This window comes from Ferrovibrio sp. (genome assembly GCF_046297595.1).
GTDB lineage: Bacteria > Pseudomonadota > Alphaproteobacteria > Ferrovibrionales > Ferrovibrionaceae > Ferrovibrio.
In genome coordinates this window covers 222,530-239,814 of the sequence record NZ_JBKBHT010000004.1, presented here as the reverse complement: position 1 = coordinate 239,814, position 17,285 = coordinate 222,530, and the positions used below count along the sequence as shown (strand labels likewise).

The 17,285-nt window shown below is 64.1% G+C and carries 16 protein-coding genes; 8 read left to right on the top strand and 8 right to left on the bottom strand.

Going from position 1 to position 17,285, the window contains the following annotated elements:
- The first annotated feature begins 30 nt into the window (after positions 1–30).
- Positions 31–3,687: a hydantoinase B/oxoprolinase family protein gene (locus ACK4FJ_RS13145; RefSeq protein WP_409767145.1), complete on the top strand. Its 3,657-nt coding sequence runs from the start codon at positions 31–33 to the stop codon at positions 3,685–3,687.
- 20 nt (positions 3,688–3,707) lie between these two features.
- Here the strand turns inward: ACK4FJ_RS13145 and ACK4FJ_RS13140 are convergent, their stop codons facing one another.
- Entirely contained in the window at positions 3,708–4,373 is a 666-nt protein-coding gene (locus ACK4FJ_RS13140; protein WP_409767144.1) for a methyltransferase family protein, read from the bottom strand.
- A 334-nt stretch (positions 4,374–4,707) separates the two neighbouring features.
- On the opposite strand from ACK4FJ_RS13140, the gene ACK4FJ_RS13135 reads away from it, so the two are divergent.
- Entirely contained in the window at positions 4,708–5,820 is a 1,113-nt protein-coding gene (locus ACK4FJ_RS13135; RefSeq protein ID WP_409767142.1) for a DNA alkylation repair protein, read from the top strand.
- A gap of 3 nt (positions 5,821–5,823) precedes the next feature.
- Here ACK4FJ_RS13135 and ACK4FJ_RS13130 read toward each other — a convergent pair whose 3' ends face one another.
- The gene (locus tag ACK4FJ_RS13130) at positions 5,824–6,369 is read right to left on the bottom strand and encodes an AAA family ATPase (protein ID WP_409767141.1); all 546 of its coding nucleotides are present in this window, start codon (positions 6,367–6,369) and stop codon (positions 5,824–5,826) included.
- Positions 6,370–6,615: 246 nt separating this feature from the next.
- On the opposite strand from ACK4FJ_RS13130, the gene ACK4FJ_RS13125 reads away from it, so the two are divergent.
- The 3 genes from ACK4FJ_RS13125 (at position 6,616) to ACK4FJ_RS13115 (ending at position 9,917) form a co-directional block, all read left to right on the top strand.
- Positions 6,616–7,563, top strand: coding sequence for a hypothetical protein (locus ACK4FJ_RS13125; protein ID WP_409767140.1), 948 nt, complete (start codon positions 6,616–6,618; stop codon positions 7,561–7,563).
- Between the two features lie 63 nt (positions 7,564–7,626).
- The gene (locus ACK4FJ_RS13120) at positions 7,627–8,247 is read left to right on the top strand and encodes a TetR/AcrR family transcriptional regulator (RefSeq protein ID WP_409767139.1); all 621 of its coding nucleotides are present in this window, start codon (positions 7,627–7,629) and stop codon (positions 8,245–8,247) included.
- Between the two features lie 17 nt (positions 8,248–8,264).
- Entirely contained in the window at positions 8,265–9,917 is a 1,653-nt protein-coding gene (locus tag ACK4FJ_RS13115) for an isovaleryl-CoA dehydrogenase (protein ID WP_409767138.1), read from the top strand.
- 35 nt (positions 9,918–9,952) lie between these two features.
- On the opposite strand, the gene ACK4FJ_RS13110 is transcribed toward ACK4FJ_RS13115, so the two are convergent.
- The 6 genes from ACK4FJ_RS13110 to ACK4FJ_RS13085 all read right to left on the bottom strand — a co-directional run bounded on the left by ACK4FJ_RS13110 (position 9,953) and on the right by ACK4FJ_RS13085 (position 14,687).
- Positions 9,953–10,849 carry a diacylglycerol/lipid kinase family protein gene (locus tag ACK4FJ_RS13110; RefSeq protein ID WP_409767137.1) on the bottom strand — a complete coding sequence of 299 codons (897 nt, stop codon included), beginning with the start codon at positions 10,847–10,849 and terminating at the stop codon, positions 9,953–9,955.
- A 2-nt stretch (positions 10,850–10,851) separates the two neighbouring features.
- Positions 10,852–11,508, bottom strand: coding sequence for an exopolysaccharide biosynthesis protein (locus ACK4FJ_RS13105; protein WP_409767136.1), 657 nt, complete (start codon positions 11,506–11,508; stop codon positions 10,852–10,854).
- 65 nt (positions 11,509–11,573) lie between these two features.
- Positions 11,574–12,581 (bottom strand): TerC family protein, encoded by a 1,008-nt coding sequence (locus tag ACK4FJ_RS13100; protein ID WP_409767134.1) that lies wholly within the window; start codon positions 12,579–12,581, stop codon positions 11,574–11,576.
- A 187-nt stretch (positions 12,582–12,768) separates the two neighbouring features.
- Complete coding sequence (locus ACK4FJ_RS13095; RefSeq protein WP_409767133.1) at positions 12,769–13,566, bottom strand: TerC family protein; 798 nt, start codon at positions 13,564–13,566, stop codon at positions 12,769–12,771.
- A 128-nt stretch (positions 13,567–13,694) separates the two neighbouring features.
- Positions 13,695–14,363, bottom strand: a complete 669-nt coding sequence (locus ACK4FJ_RS13090; RefSeq protein ID WP_409767132.1) for a cation transporter — start codon at positions 14,361–14,363, stop codon at positions 13,695–13,697.
- Positions 14,364–14,366: 3 nt separating this feature from the next.
- On the bottom strand, positions 14,367–14,687 hold the full coding sequence (locus tag ACK4FJ_RS13085) for an ArsR/SmtB family transcription factor (protein ID WP_409767131.1): 321 nt from the start codon (positions 14,685–14,687) through the stop codon (positions 14,367–14,369).
- A gap of 201 nt (positions 14,688–14,888) precedes the next feature.
- On the opposite strand from ACK4FJ_RS13085, the gene ACK4FJ_RS13080 reads away from it, so the two are divergent.
- The 3 genes from ACK4FJ_RS13080 to ACK4FJ_RS13070 are packed head-to-tail and all read left to right on the top strand — an operon-like array spanning position 14,889 to position 17,285.
- On the top strand, positions 14,889–15,851 hold the full coding sequence (locus ACK4FJ_RS13080) for a hypothetical protein (RefSeq protein ID WP_409767130.1): 963 nt from the start codon (positions 14,889–14,891) through the stop codon (positions 15,849–15,851).
- A 13-nt stretch (positions 15,852–15,864) separates the two neighbouring features.
- A complete protein-coding gene (locus ACK4FJ_RS13075) occupies positions 15,865–16,545 on the top strand; it encodes an SDR family oxidoreductase (RefSeq protein WP_409767129.1) in 681 nt (226 codons plus the stop codon).
- The gene (locus tag ACK4FJ_RS13070) at positions 16,539–17,285 is read left to right on the top strand and encodes an SDR family oxidoreductase (RefSeq protein WP_409767128.1); all 747 of its coding nucleotides are present in this window, start codon (positions 16,539–16,541) and stop codon (positions 17,283–17,285) included. Before ACK4FJ_RS13075 ends, ACK4FJ_RS13070 begins: the two co-directional genes overlap by 7 nt.

Genomic DNA, 17,285 nt, shown 5'->3' with positions numbered 1-17,285 from the left:
TAATCTCGGGCGAGCCTTCCGGAGCCTTTCATGAGCCAGCCCTCGACGTCCCCCGCCTCCACCAACGGCCAGTGGGAATTCTGGATCGACCGCGGCGGCACCTTCACCGACATCGTCGGCCGCAAACCCGATGGCGGCATCGTCACGCACAAACTGCTGTCGGAAAATCCGGAGCGATACAAGGATGCCGCCGTGCAGGGCATCCGCGACCTGCTGGGCCTGAAGGCCGGCGATCCGCTGCCCAAAGGCAAAATCGCTGCGGTGAAGATGGGCACCACGGTGGCGACCAATGCGCTGCTGGAGCGCAAGGGCGACCGCGTGCTGCTGCTGGTCTCGGAAGGCTTCGCCGACCAGTTGCGCATCGGCTACCAGACCCGGCCCAAACTGTTCGCCCTGCATATCGTGCTGCCCGAGATGCTCTACGAGCACGTGGTGGAAGTGCCAGAGCGCGTACGCAACGATGGCAGTATCGAAACGCCGCTGGATCTGGCTGCGGCCGAGAAAGCGCTGAAGACCGCCTATGCCGATGGCATCCGCAGCGTGGCGATCCTGTTCATGCATGGCTACCGCTATACCGCCCATGAGGCGAAAGTGGCCGAACTAGCGAAGAAGCTGGGTTTCACCCAGGTCTCGGCCAGCCACCAGGTCTCGCCACTGATCAAATTCGTCAGCCGTGGCGACACCACGGTGGTGGATGCCTATGTTTCACCGATCCTGCGCCGCTACGTGAACCAGGTGGCCGACGAACTGGATGCCGCCAACACGGCCCTGCGGCTGATGTTCATGCAGTCGAATGGCGGCCTGGCCGATGCGCATTTTTTCCAGGGCAAGGATAGCATCTTGTCCGGTCCGGCCGGCGGTGTGGTCGGTCTGGTCGAGACCTCGACACGGGCCGGCTTCGACAAGGTGATCGGTTTCGACATGGGTGGCACGTCGACAGACGTGAGCCACTATGCCGGCGAATACGAGCGCGCCTTCGAGACCATGGTGGCCGGCGTGCGCATGCGTGCGCCGATGATGATGATCAACACCGTGGCGGCTGGCGGCGGATCGATCCTGCATTTCGATGGGGCACGCTATCGCGTCGGGCCTGACTCGGCCGGCGCCAATCCCGGCCCGGCCTGCTACCGCCGTGGCGGGCCTCTTGCCGTGACCGACTGCAACGTGGTGCTGGGCAAGCTGCAGCCCGATTTCTTCCCCGCCGTGTTCGGCCCCAATGGCGACCAGCCGCTGGATGCCGAGGTGGTGAAACGGAAATTCACCGAACTGCAGGCACGCGTGAAAGCCGAAAGCGGCGATACACGCAGCATCGAGGAAATGGCGGAAGGCTTCCTTGCCATCGCCGTCGAGAACATGGCCAACGCGATCAAGAAGATCTCGGTGGCGCGCGGCTATGACGTGACGAAATACGTGCTGTCGAGCTTCGGCGGCGCCGGCGGCCAGCATGCCTGCCTGGTGGCCGATGCGCTCGGCATGACCGAAGTGCTGCTGCATCCGCTGGCCGGCGTACTGTCGGCCTATGGCATGGGCCTGGCCGACCAGCGTGTGCTGAAGGAGAAATCGGCCGAGGTGACGCTGGAACCCGCCGCCCTGCCCGATCTGGCAAAGGAACTGGATACGCTGGCAGACGAGTCGCGCAACGACATGCTGAAACAGGGCGTGCCGGCCGAGAAGATCACGGTGATCCGCAAGCTGCATGTGCGCTATGGCGGTTCGGACTCCGCGCTGGAGGTCGAATTCGGCGACATGGCCGCGATCAAGACTGCCTTCGATGCGGCGCATCGCCAGCGCTTCGGTTTCATTAGCCCGGAAAAAGCATTGATCGCCGCTTCCGTGGCCGTCGAGGTGGTGGGCCAGGGCGAACGCGCCCCGGATGCCGTGGAGACGATCACCGATCCACGCCCGCAGACCGCGATCCCCACGTTGGCCAGCCGCAAGGCCTATATGGCCGGCGCCTGGCGCGACACGCCGGTTTACGATCGCGCCGCGCTGCGCCCCGGCGAGACGATCAAGGGCCCGGCCATCGTGATCGAGCCGACCAGCACCATCGTGCTCGAACCCGGCTGGCAGGCCCGCCTGACCGAACGCCGCGATCTGGTACTGAAGCGCATCGAGGCCCTGCCGGCACGCAAGGCGATCGGCACCGACGTTGATCCGGTGATGCTGGAGATTTTCAATAATCTGTTCATGTCGATCGCCGAACAGATGGGTTCCGTGCTGGAAAAGACCGCCTATTCGGTGAATATCAAGGAACGGCTGGATTTCTCCTGCGCCATCTTCGACCTGGACGGCGAACTGATCGCCAACGCCCCGCACATGCCGGTTCATCTGGGGTCGATGTCGGAGAGTATCAAGACCATCATGCGCAAACGCGCCGGCCAGATGAAGCCTGGCGACGTGTACATGCTGAACGCGCCTTACGCGGGCGGCACGCATCTGCCCGACGTCACCGTCATCACGCCAGTTTTCGACAAGGCCGGCAGTGACGTGCTGTTCTATCTGGGCAGCCGCGGCCACCACGCCGATATCGGCGGCACCACCCCGGGCTCGATGCCGCCCGACAGCAAGACGGTGGAAGACGAGGGCGTGCTGCTGGATAACGTGCTGCTGGTGGATGGCGGAAAATTCCTGGAAGCCGAGACCATCGCCATCCTGAAATCGGGCAAGTATCCCTCGCGCAACCCGGCCCAAAACATCGCCGACCTGAAGGCGCAGATCGCCTCCTGCGAAAAGGGTGCGCAGGAATTGCGCAAGATGGTGGACCAGTTCAGCCTGGATGTCGTGCGCGCCTATATGCGCCACGTGCAGGACAATGCCGAGGAATCCGTGCGCCGGGTGATCAGCCGCCTGAAGGACGGCGAATTCACCTACCCGATGGACGACGGCTTCGAGATCAAGGTGAAGGTGACGGTCAATCACAAGGACCGCACGGCGAAGATCGACTTCACCGGTACCTCGGGCCAGCATCCGACCAACTACAACGCGCCCAAGGCCGTCTGCGTGGCGGCCGTGTTGTATGCCTTCCGCTGCCTGGTGGATGCAGACATCCCGCTGAATGGCGGCTGCCTCAAGCCGTTGGAGATCGTCATCCCCGAAGGCTCGATGCTCGATCCGGTCTATCCGGCCGCCACGGTGGCCGGCAATGTCGAGACCAGCCAGTGCATCACCGACACGATGTTCGGCGCACTGGGCGTGATGGCGGCAGCCCAGGGCACGATGAACAACTTCACCTTCGGCAATAACGACTACCAGTATTACGAGACGATCTGCGGCGGCAGCGGCGCCGGCCCGGATTTCGACGGCTGCGACGCCGTGCATACCCACATGACCAATGCGCGCCTGACCGATCCGGAAGTGCTGGAATTCCGCTTCCCCGTGCTGCTGGAAAGCTTCCGCATCCGGCGCGGCTCGGGCGGCAAGGGCAAACACAGGGGTGGCGACGGCACCATCCGGCGCATGCGCTTCCTCACCGACATGGTGGCCACGCTGCTTTCATCCCATCGCGCGGTGCCGCCCTTCGGCCTCGAAGGCGGTGGCAACGGCGAGACCGGCCGGCAATGGGTGGAGCGCGCCGCGACCGGCGCCAAGGAGCCAATGGAAGGCCGCTGCTCGACGCCGATGCAGCCGGGCGATGTCTTCGTGATCTCCACGCCTTCAGGCGGTGGTTTCGGCAGGGCAGCGGAGTAATCCGTCGCCCGCCTTAGGCCTCAGGGCAGCTGCAGCAGGACCGGAAGCCAGCCGGATTCCTGGAGCAGCTCAATGCCTTCCAGCAGCGGGATCGCCAGCAGAAACCACAGGGCATCGCGGAAGGTGACCAGCACCAGCCGGGGACGGATCATCACCTCGGGCGCATCGCGCCAGGCCGAGAAGCGCGGGCCCCAGCGCGGCACCGCCGCCGCATAAGAATTGAATTCGGCCGGGAAGCGGTCGCGCAGGAAAACCTCTTCCTGCGCAATCACCACGGAAAACAGCGCGAAGACGAACAGGCCGAGCACCAGCCCGGTGATCAGGCTGCCGGCCTGGAAGCCCACGCCGGCGGCGCCCAGCACCGAGAAGAGATACAGCGGATTGCGGCTCAGGGAGTATGGCCCCTGTTGCACCAGGATCTGCTTCTTGCGGCCGCCGATATAAAGCGAACACCAGGTGCGCCCCACGATGCAGGCCAGGATCAGGGCATAACCCACCCACTCGAATCCTTCATGCGCCATCGTGTCGGGTGACCAGACGGACTGCGTGAACAGCAGCACGAACAGCATCAGCACGCCGCTGCCGCCCGCGAACTGCTTCCGGCGGCGCTGGACATGGCTGAGGTTGTCGTGCTGCCCGGCGGCGCCTGTCGCGACCGGCGCCATGGTGGCCTGAGGCTGGCTCATGGGAATACTCCAATGTTTGATCCAGCATATATGGAAACCGTTGCCGTCTCGCGACCAGGCCTGCGGCGCGTTGCCGCAATAACAAGACGGATGCCCGAAATGATATCAATGATATCGCTGATATCATTTCGACCCTTTTGCGTCGGTTTTCGACGCGTTTGGGCATTCCTGGGCAGTTGCCGGCGAAAGCCGCCGCTTGCCGTCTCGCATGATCCGTTTTCCATCAAATTGTGTCGTTTTGCAGGATTTTCGCCTACCAGCATCAAAGCCGCTGGACAGGCCACAATGGAACATATATGGAACTTTACCCGCCCTGATCAACCCGGATCGAGTGATGGCCGACGCCCTAAAGGATTTCTATAACGCCGCCGTCGTGGGAGGCATCGCCGAACGGGTGACCATGGCGCATCCAGGCTTCCCCACCGACCGTTTCCGCAAGGCCGTGATGGCCACCCTGCCGCCGCTGTCGCTGATGCAGCGGGCGCGGGCCATCGCCAATGCCCTGCACCATCACCTGCCGCCACACTATCCCGAGGCGCTGGAAATCTTGCTGAACAGCCTGGGCCCCGACGACAGCAAGGGCGGTATCGACGGCATGGGCGGTTTCCGCCACCTGCCGCTGCTGAATTTCGTCGGCGCCTACGGGCTGGAGCATCCCGAGCTGTCGCTGAACGCCCTGCGCGACATGACCAAACATTTCAGCGCGGAATTCGACATACGCTATTTCATCGAGCGGCATTACGACCTGACCATGGCGACCGTGCAAAGCTGGACCAGCGACCCGCACTGGGCGGTGCGCCGGCTGTGTTCGGAGGGGCTGCGGCCGCGCCTGCCCTGGGGCCTGCGCCTGAAGCGTTTCATCGCCGATCCCGCGCCGGTGCTGGAGATCATCGAACGCCTGCGCGCCGATCCGCATGATTCGGTGCGGCGCTCGGTGGCCAACAACCTGAACGACATCGCCAAGGACAATCCGGACGCCGTGATCGCCACGATGCGACGCTGGCAGGCCGAGGATCGCGACGGTACGGCCGACGCCGTGCGCCATGGCCTGCGCACGCTAGTGAAAAAAGGCGACCGCCGGGCGCTGACCCTGCTGGGTTTTGACCACAAGGCGCCGGTGACTGCATTGGATTTCGCCATCACCAAACAGCGCTATCGCGTGGGCGACCGGCTGGCCTTCCATGTCAGCCTTCGCCATGACGGCAAGAAGCCGGCGAAGCTGTCAGTAGATTATGCCATCCACTGGCGGAATGCCCGCGGCGGGTGGCAAGCCAAGGTGTTCAAGCTGGCCAAGCCGCAACTGGGCGCTGGTGAAACCGTGATGCTGGAAAAAGCCCATTCGCTGAAACCCATCACCACGCGGCGCTACTATGCCGGCGAGCACAAGGTGGAAATCCTGGTGAACGGGCAGAGCGTGGCGGACGGCAAATTCCACCTCGCCCTCTAAGCTTCAGCCTGCCAGACGCGGCAGGCTCAGGCCCTTGGCGATCTGCAAAGCAGCCTCGGCCGGTTTGAGCTTGGCGGTATCGATGGTCAGGTCGGCCTTGGGCATATGGGCGGTGCTGAACACATTGGCCGCTTCCAGCTTTTCGTATTCCTCGTGCGAGGTAAGTTTTCCGGTATTGCGGCGCGACTTGTTGTCGATGCGGCGGTAGACCTCCTTCATCGGACAGGTCAGTTCGACGAAATGCACCCGGCTGCCGGCGCCGGCAATGGTGTCGATGGCGCGGTCGACGAAATTCTTCCGCACGGTGGTTTCTGGGGCAAAGGTGAAGATCAGGCCGGGCAGCCTGGCCTTGGCGGCCTGCTCGAAGACGGACAGCCAGATTTTTTCGCGCAATTCCACAAAAGGCGGACTGCCGAACTCGAAGACGGACAACAGCATGTCGACGGTCTGGTGATTGTGAAACAGCTTGTAGCCGGTCAGCGCCGCCAGTTCGCGGGCGACGGTGAGTTTGCCGGTGGCCGGCTTGCCGTAGATGAATACCAGTTTCATGGCCCTGTCATGCTTCGCTCTTGGCTGCCGCGTCCTGCCTGGCTGCGGCGCCGCAATCTTGCCACAAGACTCTGCAAAATCGGAACCCTTCGAATATGAGGGGGAATTGTCCTGGTCCGCGGTTCGGGAATCATCGCTCTGATCCTCGCATTCGCCGCCAGCGATGCGGGCGCACAAACCGCCCTGCCCGATTGTCCGCTTTTCATCAACGCAGCCGCACCGGCCTATTGCAGTGTCGAGCCGACATTGCCCCCGCCAATATCCGATCTGGCCCCATCTGATCTGGCCCTGGTCACGGCTTTTTCGCCGCTGAGCTTCGATCCCGATGTCGGCCTGCGTCTCCTGACCCGGCGACCGATTTTCGGCCCCGGCGATATCGCCCGGCTGGCCAGTCCGCAGCCCTTCTATAACCGCGATCCCGACGGCGACCTGAAACTGCGCGTCTACAGCGAGGACCTGGCGGCGCTGCAGCCCGGCGCGATTACCGCCGATTACGATCTGCCGTTTTTCGACGGCCTGCACCTCACCAATACCAGTGCACTGAGCGAAGGCGAGACTGGCAATGAAGCCGACACGGCGTCATTCAACAGCCGCTTCGGGCTGGCCTATGAGGAATATGGCGTCCGTTTCAGGGTGAACCCCACAGCGGCCCTCAACTGGGGTGAACTGGCCGGCAGCGCCAGTCGCCGGGTTGGCATCGACAACCAGGCCTCCACGACGCTGGCGCAGGACCTGACTCTGACGCTGTCGTCGGGTTACGACGCGCAGTTCCATACCGGCAACCCAACCGCCGACAACAGCACCGAGCGCCATCGCATCGCGCTGGCCCGGCATTTCGCCAGTGGCTGGCGCCTGGGCACTTCCGTGCAGCGGCGTACCGAATACAGCTATCAGCAGGAAAAGGACCTCAACATCCTCGGCCTGCTGGTGGGTGTGCCACTCGGTGAGGATATCGTGCTGACCGCCAGCCATGAATTCGGCCTGACCGAGAAACGCGATCTCAGCACCGACAGCGCCCTGCCCATCGCCGGCAGCCGCCAGAGCCTGGATCTGCAGTTGCACTGGACACCAGCGGCGCTGGCCAGCCGCGCCATGACCCTGATGGCAGGCTACAGCCTGAGCCAGGAAGCCGCCGACGGTGTGGCCGATCCCTACCTGACCCAGGCGCGGATCAATCTGGCGATGAAGTTCTGAGTTTTCGGCCTTGATCAAAGAAGTGAAACGTGTTTCACTTCTTTGCCGGAGGAGACACAGGGCATGGCCTATCGCCGTACCGAGACCGTGGTGGCGCGCCTGGCGGAAACGCGGGAGCGCATCGTTGCCGCCGCGCTGAAGCTGGTGGCGAAGGAAGGCTATGGCGGCGCGGGCATTCCGGCGATTGCTGCCGAGGCGGGCCTGAGCACCGGAGCGCTGTATCGCTATTTCCCCTCCAAGGCCGAGTTGTTCGACGAGGTGTTCCGTCGCGGATCGCAGCGCGAGATCGACGTCTGCGCAGCCGCCGCCGGCCAGCCCGGCCCGGCCCGGCAGCGGCTAGCCCGCGTGGTCGAGGTGTTCGCCCGCCGCGCCCTGAAAGGCCGGCGGCTGGCTTATGCCCTGCTGGCCGAGCCGGTCGATCCGCTGATCGAGGCCGAGCGCCTGCGCTATCGCCTGCCCTATCGCGACATCTTCATCGGCATCATCGAGGATGGCATGCGCGAAGGCGAGATCGCCGAGCAGGACGCGCTGCTGACCGCCTCGGCCATCGTCGGCGCCCTGAACGAAGCCCTGATCGGCCCGCTGGCGCCGCAGGCGAAGAAGACCGACCAGGAGAAACTGATCAACGGCCTGGCGCTGTTCTGCGTGCAGGCTTTAGGGCCGATGCCGGGCCGAAAATTATAAGAATGAAAGGAAACGCCATGAGTACCGCCGCCTACGAGACTCACGAGGTGCTGAACCAGCCGCCCGCGCTGGAGAATTACAACCTCTTCACCAGCGACCGCGCGCTGATGGACGCGGCCGAACGCGACGGCGCTGCCTGGGCGAAGGATCGCCTGACGGTTTACGGCAGCCGGCTGGGCGATGCCGAAACCATCGAGATGGGCCGGCTGGCGCATAAATTCCCGCCGCAACTGAAACTGTTCGACCGCTTCGGCCATCGTCGCGACGAAGTGGAATTCCATCCTGCCTGGCACGGCATCATGAGCCTGATCATCGGCGAGGGTCTGCATTCCGCGCCTTGGGCCGAGCCGAAAGCCGGCGCCCATGTGGCGCGGGCGGCCGCCTATATCATGCATGCGCAGATCGAACCGGGCAGCCAATGCCCCACCACGATGACCTATGGCTGCGTGCCCGCGATCAAACGCGATGCGGCGATTGCCGCCGAATGGCTGCCCAAGATCTATTCGCGGCAATACGATCCGGCCAACAAACCGGTGGCGCAGAAGAGCAATGCCCTGATCGGCATGGGCATGACCGAGAAGCAGGGCGGCTCGGATGTGCGCGCCAACACCACGAAGGCCACCCCCGTCGGTACCGGCGGGCCGGGCGCGGAATACATCATCAGCGGGCATAAATGGTTTTTCTCTTGTCCGCAGATCGACGCGCATCTGGTGCTGGCGCAGTCGCCGGGGGGATTAAGCTGCTTCTTCGTGCCGCGCTGGCTGCCCGATGGATCCAAGAATGCCATCCATATCCAGCGCCTGAAGGAAAAGGTCGGCAACAAGTCGAATGCATCGTCGGAAGTGGAATTCCACAACGCCCATGGCTGGCTGCTGGGCGAGGAAGGCCGCGGCGTGCCCACCATCATTGAGATGGGCACCTATACGCGGCTGGACTGCGCGCTGGGCTCGGCCGGCCTGCTGCGCGGCGCGGTTGCTCAGGCGCTGCATCACGTGTTCCATCGCCGCGCCTTCCAGCGCCACCTGATCGACCAGCCGCTGATGACCAACGTGGTGGCCGACCTGGCGGTGGAGTCGGAAGCCGCCACGGCTTTGGCCATGCGGCTGGCCCGCGCGTTTGATCGCGCCGAGCATGATGCGCAGGAGGCCGCCTTCCGCCGGCTGTGCACGCCGGCGGTGAAATACTGGGTTTGCAAACGCGCACCCAATGCCGTGGTGGAAGCCATGGAGGTACATGGCGGCAACGGCTATGTCGACGAGGGCCCGCTGGGCATGCTGTACAAGGAAATCCCGCTCAACTCGATCTGGGAGGGTTCGGGCAACGTGATGTGCCTGGACGTGCTGCGCGCCCTGCAGAAAAATCAGGACGGGCTGGATGCCTATTTCACCGAGCTGACTTCGGCCCGTGGCGGCGACCGCCGGCTGGACGCGGCCATCGCCGGCGTGCAGGCCGAGTTCGCCGACCTGCAGGAGATCGAGCATCGTGCCCGCCGCGTGGTGGAAAAGATGATGGTGACCCTGCAGGCCGCCCTGCTGGTGCAGCATTCCACACCGGCCGTGGCCGACGCCTTCTGCGCCAGCCGCCTGGGCGGCGACTGGGGCCAGGCCTTCGGCACCCTGCCCAAGGGCGTGGATGCACGCGCCATCTCCGAGCGGGCCAGGCCGGTCTAATTCGGCCGGGCTGATTCAGGCCGGTGTGATTTGATTCAGTCCGCGACCTCGCCGGGCATGCGGACCTTAAGCGCGCGGGGCGCCACGCTGTAGCTGATCGGGCCAGGCAGCATTTCCACCTCGCCGTCGCTGGCCACCGGCTTCACGCGGTCGAAGCCGATGCGCAGGCTATGCGCCTTGATCATTTCAAGCGCGGGATCGCCGTCCAGCGTGCCGAGGAAAAGCCGCGCCAGCTGACCGGCGGAACCGAACCAGCGTTTCTCGTGGCTGACATAGACGGTGAGTTCGCCGCTCTGCAGATCGGGCCGGCCGAACAGGCGCGCGGTGCGGAATTCATATTCCCCCACTGCCACCACGATGGCCGGCGAGACGATCTCGCGGGTCTGTCCGCCATAATCCAGGGTGATTTCCATCAGGCGGTGCCGGCGCAACGCGCGCCAGGCCGATTTCATCATCGCCGGCCATTTGGCCAAGCCGAACAGGCGGCGGCGTTCGCGGTCGACGATCATCTCGGGATAAAGGCCGAGCGCCGATTTGTTGAGGAAGATGCCGCGGTTGACCCGGCCGACGTCGATGGCAACGATATCGGCCTGTGCCAGGGCGCATACCGCCGCGTCCACTTCCAGCGGGATGTTCAGGTCGCGCGCCAGCAGGTTCATGGTGCCCAGCGGCAACACGCCCAGCACACCATCGCGCCGCTGCATCAGTTCGGCGGCCGAGCGCAGCGTGCCGTCGCCGCCACCGACCCAGATCTCGTCACTGTTTTCCGCCGCCTGAACCAGCGCCTGGGGCAACAGCTTCGGCGGCACCACCTGCACATCGACAGCGCCCAGTCCGGCACCGGCGGCAGAATCCGCAATCAGGTCATGCAGCGCCTCTGCACCATGCTGGCGTGCTGTGCCCGAAGCCGCGTTGATCACCACCGACAGCATTTCTACCAGGGCAGCATGGCGGTCAGCGAACCGCCGGCATTCACCGCGCCCACGCCCAGCAACACGAAACCGGCAGTGCTGGCCAAGCCGATGACATGACCGGCCAGGGCACCCAGCCCATCGCCGGTGAGCAGGCCGAGGGAAATCAGCACGATGCCAAACGCGAACGGCAGGTTGCCGAACGGCAGAGGCAGCGCCAGGCCAATGCCCTGCACGATGATCACTGCCGCCGCCACCACAAGTCCGACGCCGCTGACCAGGCAGGACAGGCGCGGCCGGAATCTCCGTTCCAGGCGACGCACGAAAGGAATGGCAAAGGCCATGAACCGGTTCAGCAGGTCGGGCGACAGCCGGCGCCGGCCGAGGCTGCGCGGGATCATCGGCTGCCGTGGCCGCAGCAGCATGCCGATGGCCACGCTGATCACCAGGGTTCCGGTGATCATGCCCAGCGGCAGCCCGGGCGACGGCACCAGCCCCAGCAGTCCGAGAAACAGCAGTATCAGCGGCGTGGAGCGGTCGGCCAGGGACTGCGCGACCTCGTGCAGCGTCAGGCCATCGACGCGACCGAGGCGGCGCAGGCGCGACAGATCGCGGGCGATACTGGCCGAGGGCAGTGGGCGCGGCGCGGAAAACGGCATGCCGGGGAACTCGCTATTCATGCGCGGACCCTGCCGGAGGAATACGGCGAAAGCGCGGCGACCATATTGCCGCCGCGCAACCGCCTTTATCCAGCCTGCTGACCGGATTCCCGCTTTTCCGCCGTCAGCACCAGCGATGCGACAATACCCGCCGCAATCAGGCCCAGCGTGACACCCAGCGAGATGCCGGCGGGAATCTTGCCGATGATATTGACCAGGAAGATCTTGCCGCCGATGAAGACCAGCACCGCCGCCAGGGCGTATTTCAGGTAATGGAAGCGATGAATCATCGCCGCCAGCGCGAAATACAGCGCGCGCAGGCCCAGTATGGCGAAGATGTTGCTGGTATAGACGATGAAGGGATCCTGGGTGATGGCGAAGATCGCCGGCACGGAATCGACCGCGAAGACCAGGTCGGCGGCTTCCACCAGCATCAGCGCGAGGAACAGCGGCGTGGCCCACAGCACCGGCTTGCCGCCAGGAACCTTCGGCTGGCGCACGAAGAATTTCTGGCCATGCAACTCCGGCGTCACGCGCATGCGGCGTTTGAGCAATTTCAGCAGCCAGTTGTCGCCCAGATCCTTCGGCTGGTCGGAGGCGAACAGCATCTTGATGCCGGTCAGCACCAGGAAGGCGCCGAAGACATAAAGAATCCAGTCGAACTCGGCGACCAGGGCGGCGCCAAGGCCGATCATGATGCCGCGCAGCACGATGACGCCGAGGATGCCCCAGAACAGCACACGATGCTGGTATTTCCGCGGCACGGCGAAATAGCCGAAGATCAGCGCGATGACGAAGACGTTGTCGAGCGACAGGCTCTTCTCGACGAAGAAGCCGGTATACCAGTCCATGCCGGCGGTGGCGCCGAACTGCCACCAGACCCAGCCGCCGAACAGGCAGGCCATGGCGATATAGCCGGCGCTGAGCATCAGGCTTTCGCCCACCTCGATCTCGCGCTGCTTGCGATGCAGGACACCCAGGTCAAAAGCAAGCAGGGTCGCGACCAGCACCATGAAGGCGGTCCAGACCCAGAGCGGTTTGGCGAGGAATTCGGTTGACAGGAACGCGGTCCAGGCCGCGAGGAGCATGTCCATGCTGGTTCTCCGTACCCGGAATATGGCGGCGACGGCATTCGACATCGCTGCCGTCCGGATACGGCAACCAGAGGGGCCCGAATGCAGCCATCGATCTAGGAAGCCGGCCGCCGCCGTCAAGGCCGTCTGAGCAAAAAAAGAGGCGGGTCAGACCCGCCTCTTTTCATTTGCCTGTAATGGCAAGATTTCAGTCGGCTTCCGAGCGCCCTTCGGGATCGCGGATACCGCGGAAGGTGCGGCTGAGCTGGGCGCGGCGCGACAGCATGTTGAGTGCCTCGACAGCCACCGAGAAGCCCATGGCGCCGTAGATCATGATCTTGGGGATCTCGACGTCGAAGCCCTCGGCCACCAATGCCATGCCGATCATCACCAGGAACGACAGCGCCAGCATCACCACGTTGGGATTTTTATTGACGAAGCGGGCCAGCGGTTCGGCCAGCGCCACCATGATGGCGACCGACAGCAGCACCGCCACCACCATAATCTCGATCTGGCGCGACAGGCCTATCGCGGTGATCACGCTATCAAGCGAGAAGACGATGTCGAGCACGGCGATCTGGCCGATCACAGCCCAGAAGGCCGGGTATTTCTTTTTCGCCGGCTCACCCGCGCCAGTCCCTTCGTCTTCCATCTCGTCGGCCGATTTCGGCGTGACACGCTCATGGATTTCCATGGTTGCCTTCCAGATCAGGAACAGGCCACCGAGGATCAGCACCAGGTCGCGGCCGGAAATCTCGACGCCGAACACGGTGAACCACGGCGCGGTGAGCGTGATCAGCCAGGCGGCCGAGAGCAGCAGCATGATGCGGGTGATCACCGCGCCGAGCAGGCCGAGGCGGCGGCCCATCTTCTGCTGTTCGGGCGGCAGGCGCCCGGTGAGGATGGTGATGAAGATCAGGTTGTCGACGGCAAGGACGAGTTCAAGCGCGACGAGGCCGGCCAAAGCCAGCAGGGCCGCCGGTTCGAGGAAAACCGAGAGATCCATATTAATTATCCTGGGCGGGGCTTTTTTTAAGGAAGCCGTCCGACATCACTGCCATCCCGTTCATGGCAGCCAGAGGGGCCCGGACGTGGCGGCAATCTACCCCGGATTATGCGGATTTCAAGCCCGAATCAGTCCGCCGCACCAATAGCGGCCGCCGACTGGCGCAATTCGCTCCATGCATGGCGCAGCACTTGAACCGAACCCCAGAGTGCGAGAGCGGCCATGAAGACGGCGACAGCGAGGTCAGGCCAGGCCGTGCCGGTGGCGAATACGCCGCTGGCCGCCAGCAGCACGGCGAGATTGCTCAGGGCGTCGTTGCGGCTGCAGATCCAGACTGCGCGCAGATTGCTGTCGCCAGTACGGAAACGATAGAGCAGCAGCGCGACGAGCACATTCACCGCCAGGGCGGCAAAACCAACCACGCCCATGGTGAAGGGTTCGGGCACCGTGCCGGCGATCAGGTGGCGCAGCACCATGGCCGCGACCCACAGCCCGAACAGGCCCATCGCGATGCCTTTCAGCAGTGCGACGCGGGCCCGCCAGACCAGCGCCATCGACAATACCGCCAGCGCCAGGGCGTAGTTCACCGCATCGCCCAGGAAATCCACGGAATCGGCAAGCAGCGCGGTGGAACCGGCAGCCAGGCCGGCGCCGATCTCGACCACGAACATCGCGGCATTCAGAACAAGTGCAATCCACAGCACGGCGCGCGGACTGCCGGCGCCGTGATCGTGGTCATGCCCACCATGACGACCGTGATGGCCATGATCGTCGTGATGGCAGCAAGAGGCGCCCATGCTTCAGTTCCTTTCCTCGTGATGCGGTTCGCTGACATGCGCCACCATGTCGGCCAGCATGTGACGCACATGGTCGTCGGCGATGTCGTAGTGAATCTCCCGGCCCTTGCGCATCGCCCGCACCAGCCGCGCCGCCTTCAGCAGCCGCAGGTGATGACTGGCGAGTTGCGGCGACAGGCCGGCCTTGACCGCAGCAGCCGTGGCGGCGCTCGGCCCCTGGCAGAGGATCAGCACCAGTTTCAGCCGGCTGGGATCGCCCAGCAGGCGGAACATATCGGCGAGCAGGTCGGCGCGGTGGTCAGCGATAGGCTCTGAAGCTAACATTTAAACATCTATTTAAATATTTTCAGATGCCGTGTCAATCAGGGCTACGCTCTGTATCGGGACAATCGGGACAATCGGGACAATTGCCGCCTCGCCCGCCCCCCACATCCGGACTATGCTACGGTTCCAAAACGATAAACCGGTCGATCCGCCAATGCCCCAGCCCATCTTTCCCGACCTCCTTACCCTGAGCCCGGCTACATGATCCAGGCGCTGCTGCTCGCACCGCTGGATTATGTCGGTCGCCACGCCACCAAATTCCTGTTCGGCGGTGTGCTGGTCGGTTTGGCCGTGCCGCCGCTGGCCGCTTTGCTGCGGCCCGGCCTGGTGGTCTTCCTGCTGCTGCCGCTGACCATGGCGCTGATGCGGCTGGACTGGAGCGCCTTCCACGCCTATGCGCGCCGGCCGCTGCTGGTATTGCCGATGGTGATATTCCTGCTGCTGGCGTGTCCGTTGGCGGTCTTCGCCGTGCTGGAGCCGCTCGGCCTGCCACGCCCGCTGATGGAAGCCATCGTGCTGATGGCCGCCGCGCCGCCGATCACCGGCACGGTGGCGATCTCGCTGATCCTGGGCCTGGATGCCGCCCTGGCCGTGATCGTGATGGTGATCGCCACGGCCCTGGTGCCCTTCACCCTGCCGCCGCTGGCGCTGATGCTGCTCGATATCGAGATCCAGATGTCGCTGCTCGAATTCATGGGCCGGCTGGCGCTGATGGTGGGCGTCGCCTTCGGCGGCGCGCTACTGGTGCGTTGGCGCGTGAAACCCGAATGGCTGCGCGCGAACAGCCGGCTGATCGATGGCTGCTCGGTGGTGGCTTTGGTGCTGTTTGCCATCGCCATCATGGACGGTGTCGCCACAAAGCTGATGGCGCAACCCGGTTATGTCATCCTTGCCACCGCCTCGGCTTTCATCGCCAACCTGTTGCTGCAGGCCCTTGGCTATATGGTGGGCCGTCATATCTTCCGCCTCGGCCAGGCAGCGGCGCTTACGCTCGGCATCCTCACCGGCAACTGCAACATGGGCCTGGTGATGGTGTCGCTGGCGGACCGCGCCGTGTTCGACATGGTGGTATTCTTCGCCATGGGCCAGTTGCCGATGTACATGCTGCCCGGTCTGCTGCAGCCGGTCTATCGTAAGCTGGCCATACGGCCGGTAAGACGCTGAAGAGGAGAGCCTCATGCCCACCCTGCTGATTACCGGCGCCAATCGCGGCATCGGGCTGGAGTTCGTCAGGCGGTATGCCGCTGATGGCTGGCGGGTGATCGCCTGTTGTCGCGATCCGCAGTCCGCCTCCACCCTGCAGGCCGTGCCGGGCAAAGTGGTGATGGAAAAACTGGACGTGGCCGACTATGTCGCCGTCGACAGGCTGGCCAAGGCCTATGCCGATACCGCCATCGACCTGCTGCTGAACAATGCAGGCATCTATGGCAATCGCGACGGCGCCCTGAACATCAGCGATTTCGATGCCTATCTGAAAGTGCTGCAGGTGAACAGCGTGGCACCGATGAAGCTGGCGCTCGCCACGCTGCCATCCCTCAAAAAAGCCAAAGCCGCGAAGATCGCCACCATCTCCAGCCGCATGGGCTCGATCACCCACGGCGCGGGCGGGTCTTATGTCTACCGTGCCTCGAAGGCCGCCATCAACGCGGCCATGCATAACCTGGCACTGGACCTCAAACCGGCCGGCATCACCTGCATCGTTCTTCATCCAGGCTGGGTGAAAACCGACATGGGCGGCCAGGGTGCCGATATCACCGTGGAAACCAGTGTGACCGGCCTGAAGAAAGCCATCGATGGCGCCGAGTTGAAGGACACCGGCAAGTTCTTCAACTACGACGGCAGCGAACTGCCATGGTGAAGACGATCCTGATCACCGGCGGCAGTCGGGGAATAGGCCGGGCTACCGCGATCATGGCCGGGCAGCGCGGCTGGTCGGTGGGCGTGAACTATGTCGACAATGAACAGGCCGCGCAGGATACCGTGCAGGCCGTGCAAGCCGCCGGCGGCAAGGCCATCGCGATCAAGGGCGATGTGGCGGTGGAAACCGATGTGATCGCCATGTTCGATACGGTCGAACAGGCTTTCGGCAGGCTGGACGGCCTGGTGAACAATGCCGGCATCGTAGCGCCCACCGCCGATCTGACCGACATGTCGATCGACCGGCTGAGGCGTCTGTTCGATACCAACATCCTGGGGAGCGTGCTCTGCGCCCGCGAGGCGGCGCGGCGGATGTCATTACGGCGCGGCGGCAAGGGAGGCGCAATCGTCAACCTGTCATCGGTGGCGGCCAAACTCGGGTCGCCCAACCTGTTTGTCGATTACGCCGCCTCGAAGGGTGCCATCGACACGCTGACCATCGGCTTGTCGAAGGAACTTGGTCCTGAGGGTATTCGCGTCAACGCCGTGCGCCCGGGCATTATCGAGACCGATATCCATGCCAGCGCCGGGGAACCTGATCGTGCCGAACGTCTGGCTCCGACCGTGCCGCTGCGCCGCGCGGGCACGGCAGAGGAAGTCGCCGGGGCGATCATCTGGCTGCTGGACGATGCGAGCAGTTATGTGAGCGGCGCCCTGTTGGATGTGGCCGGTGGACGCTGA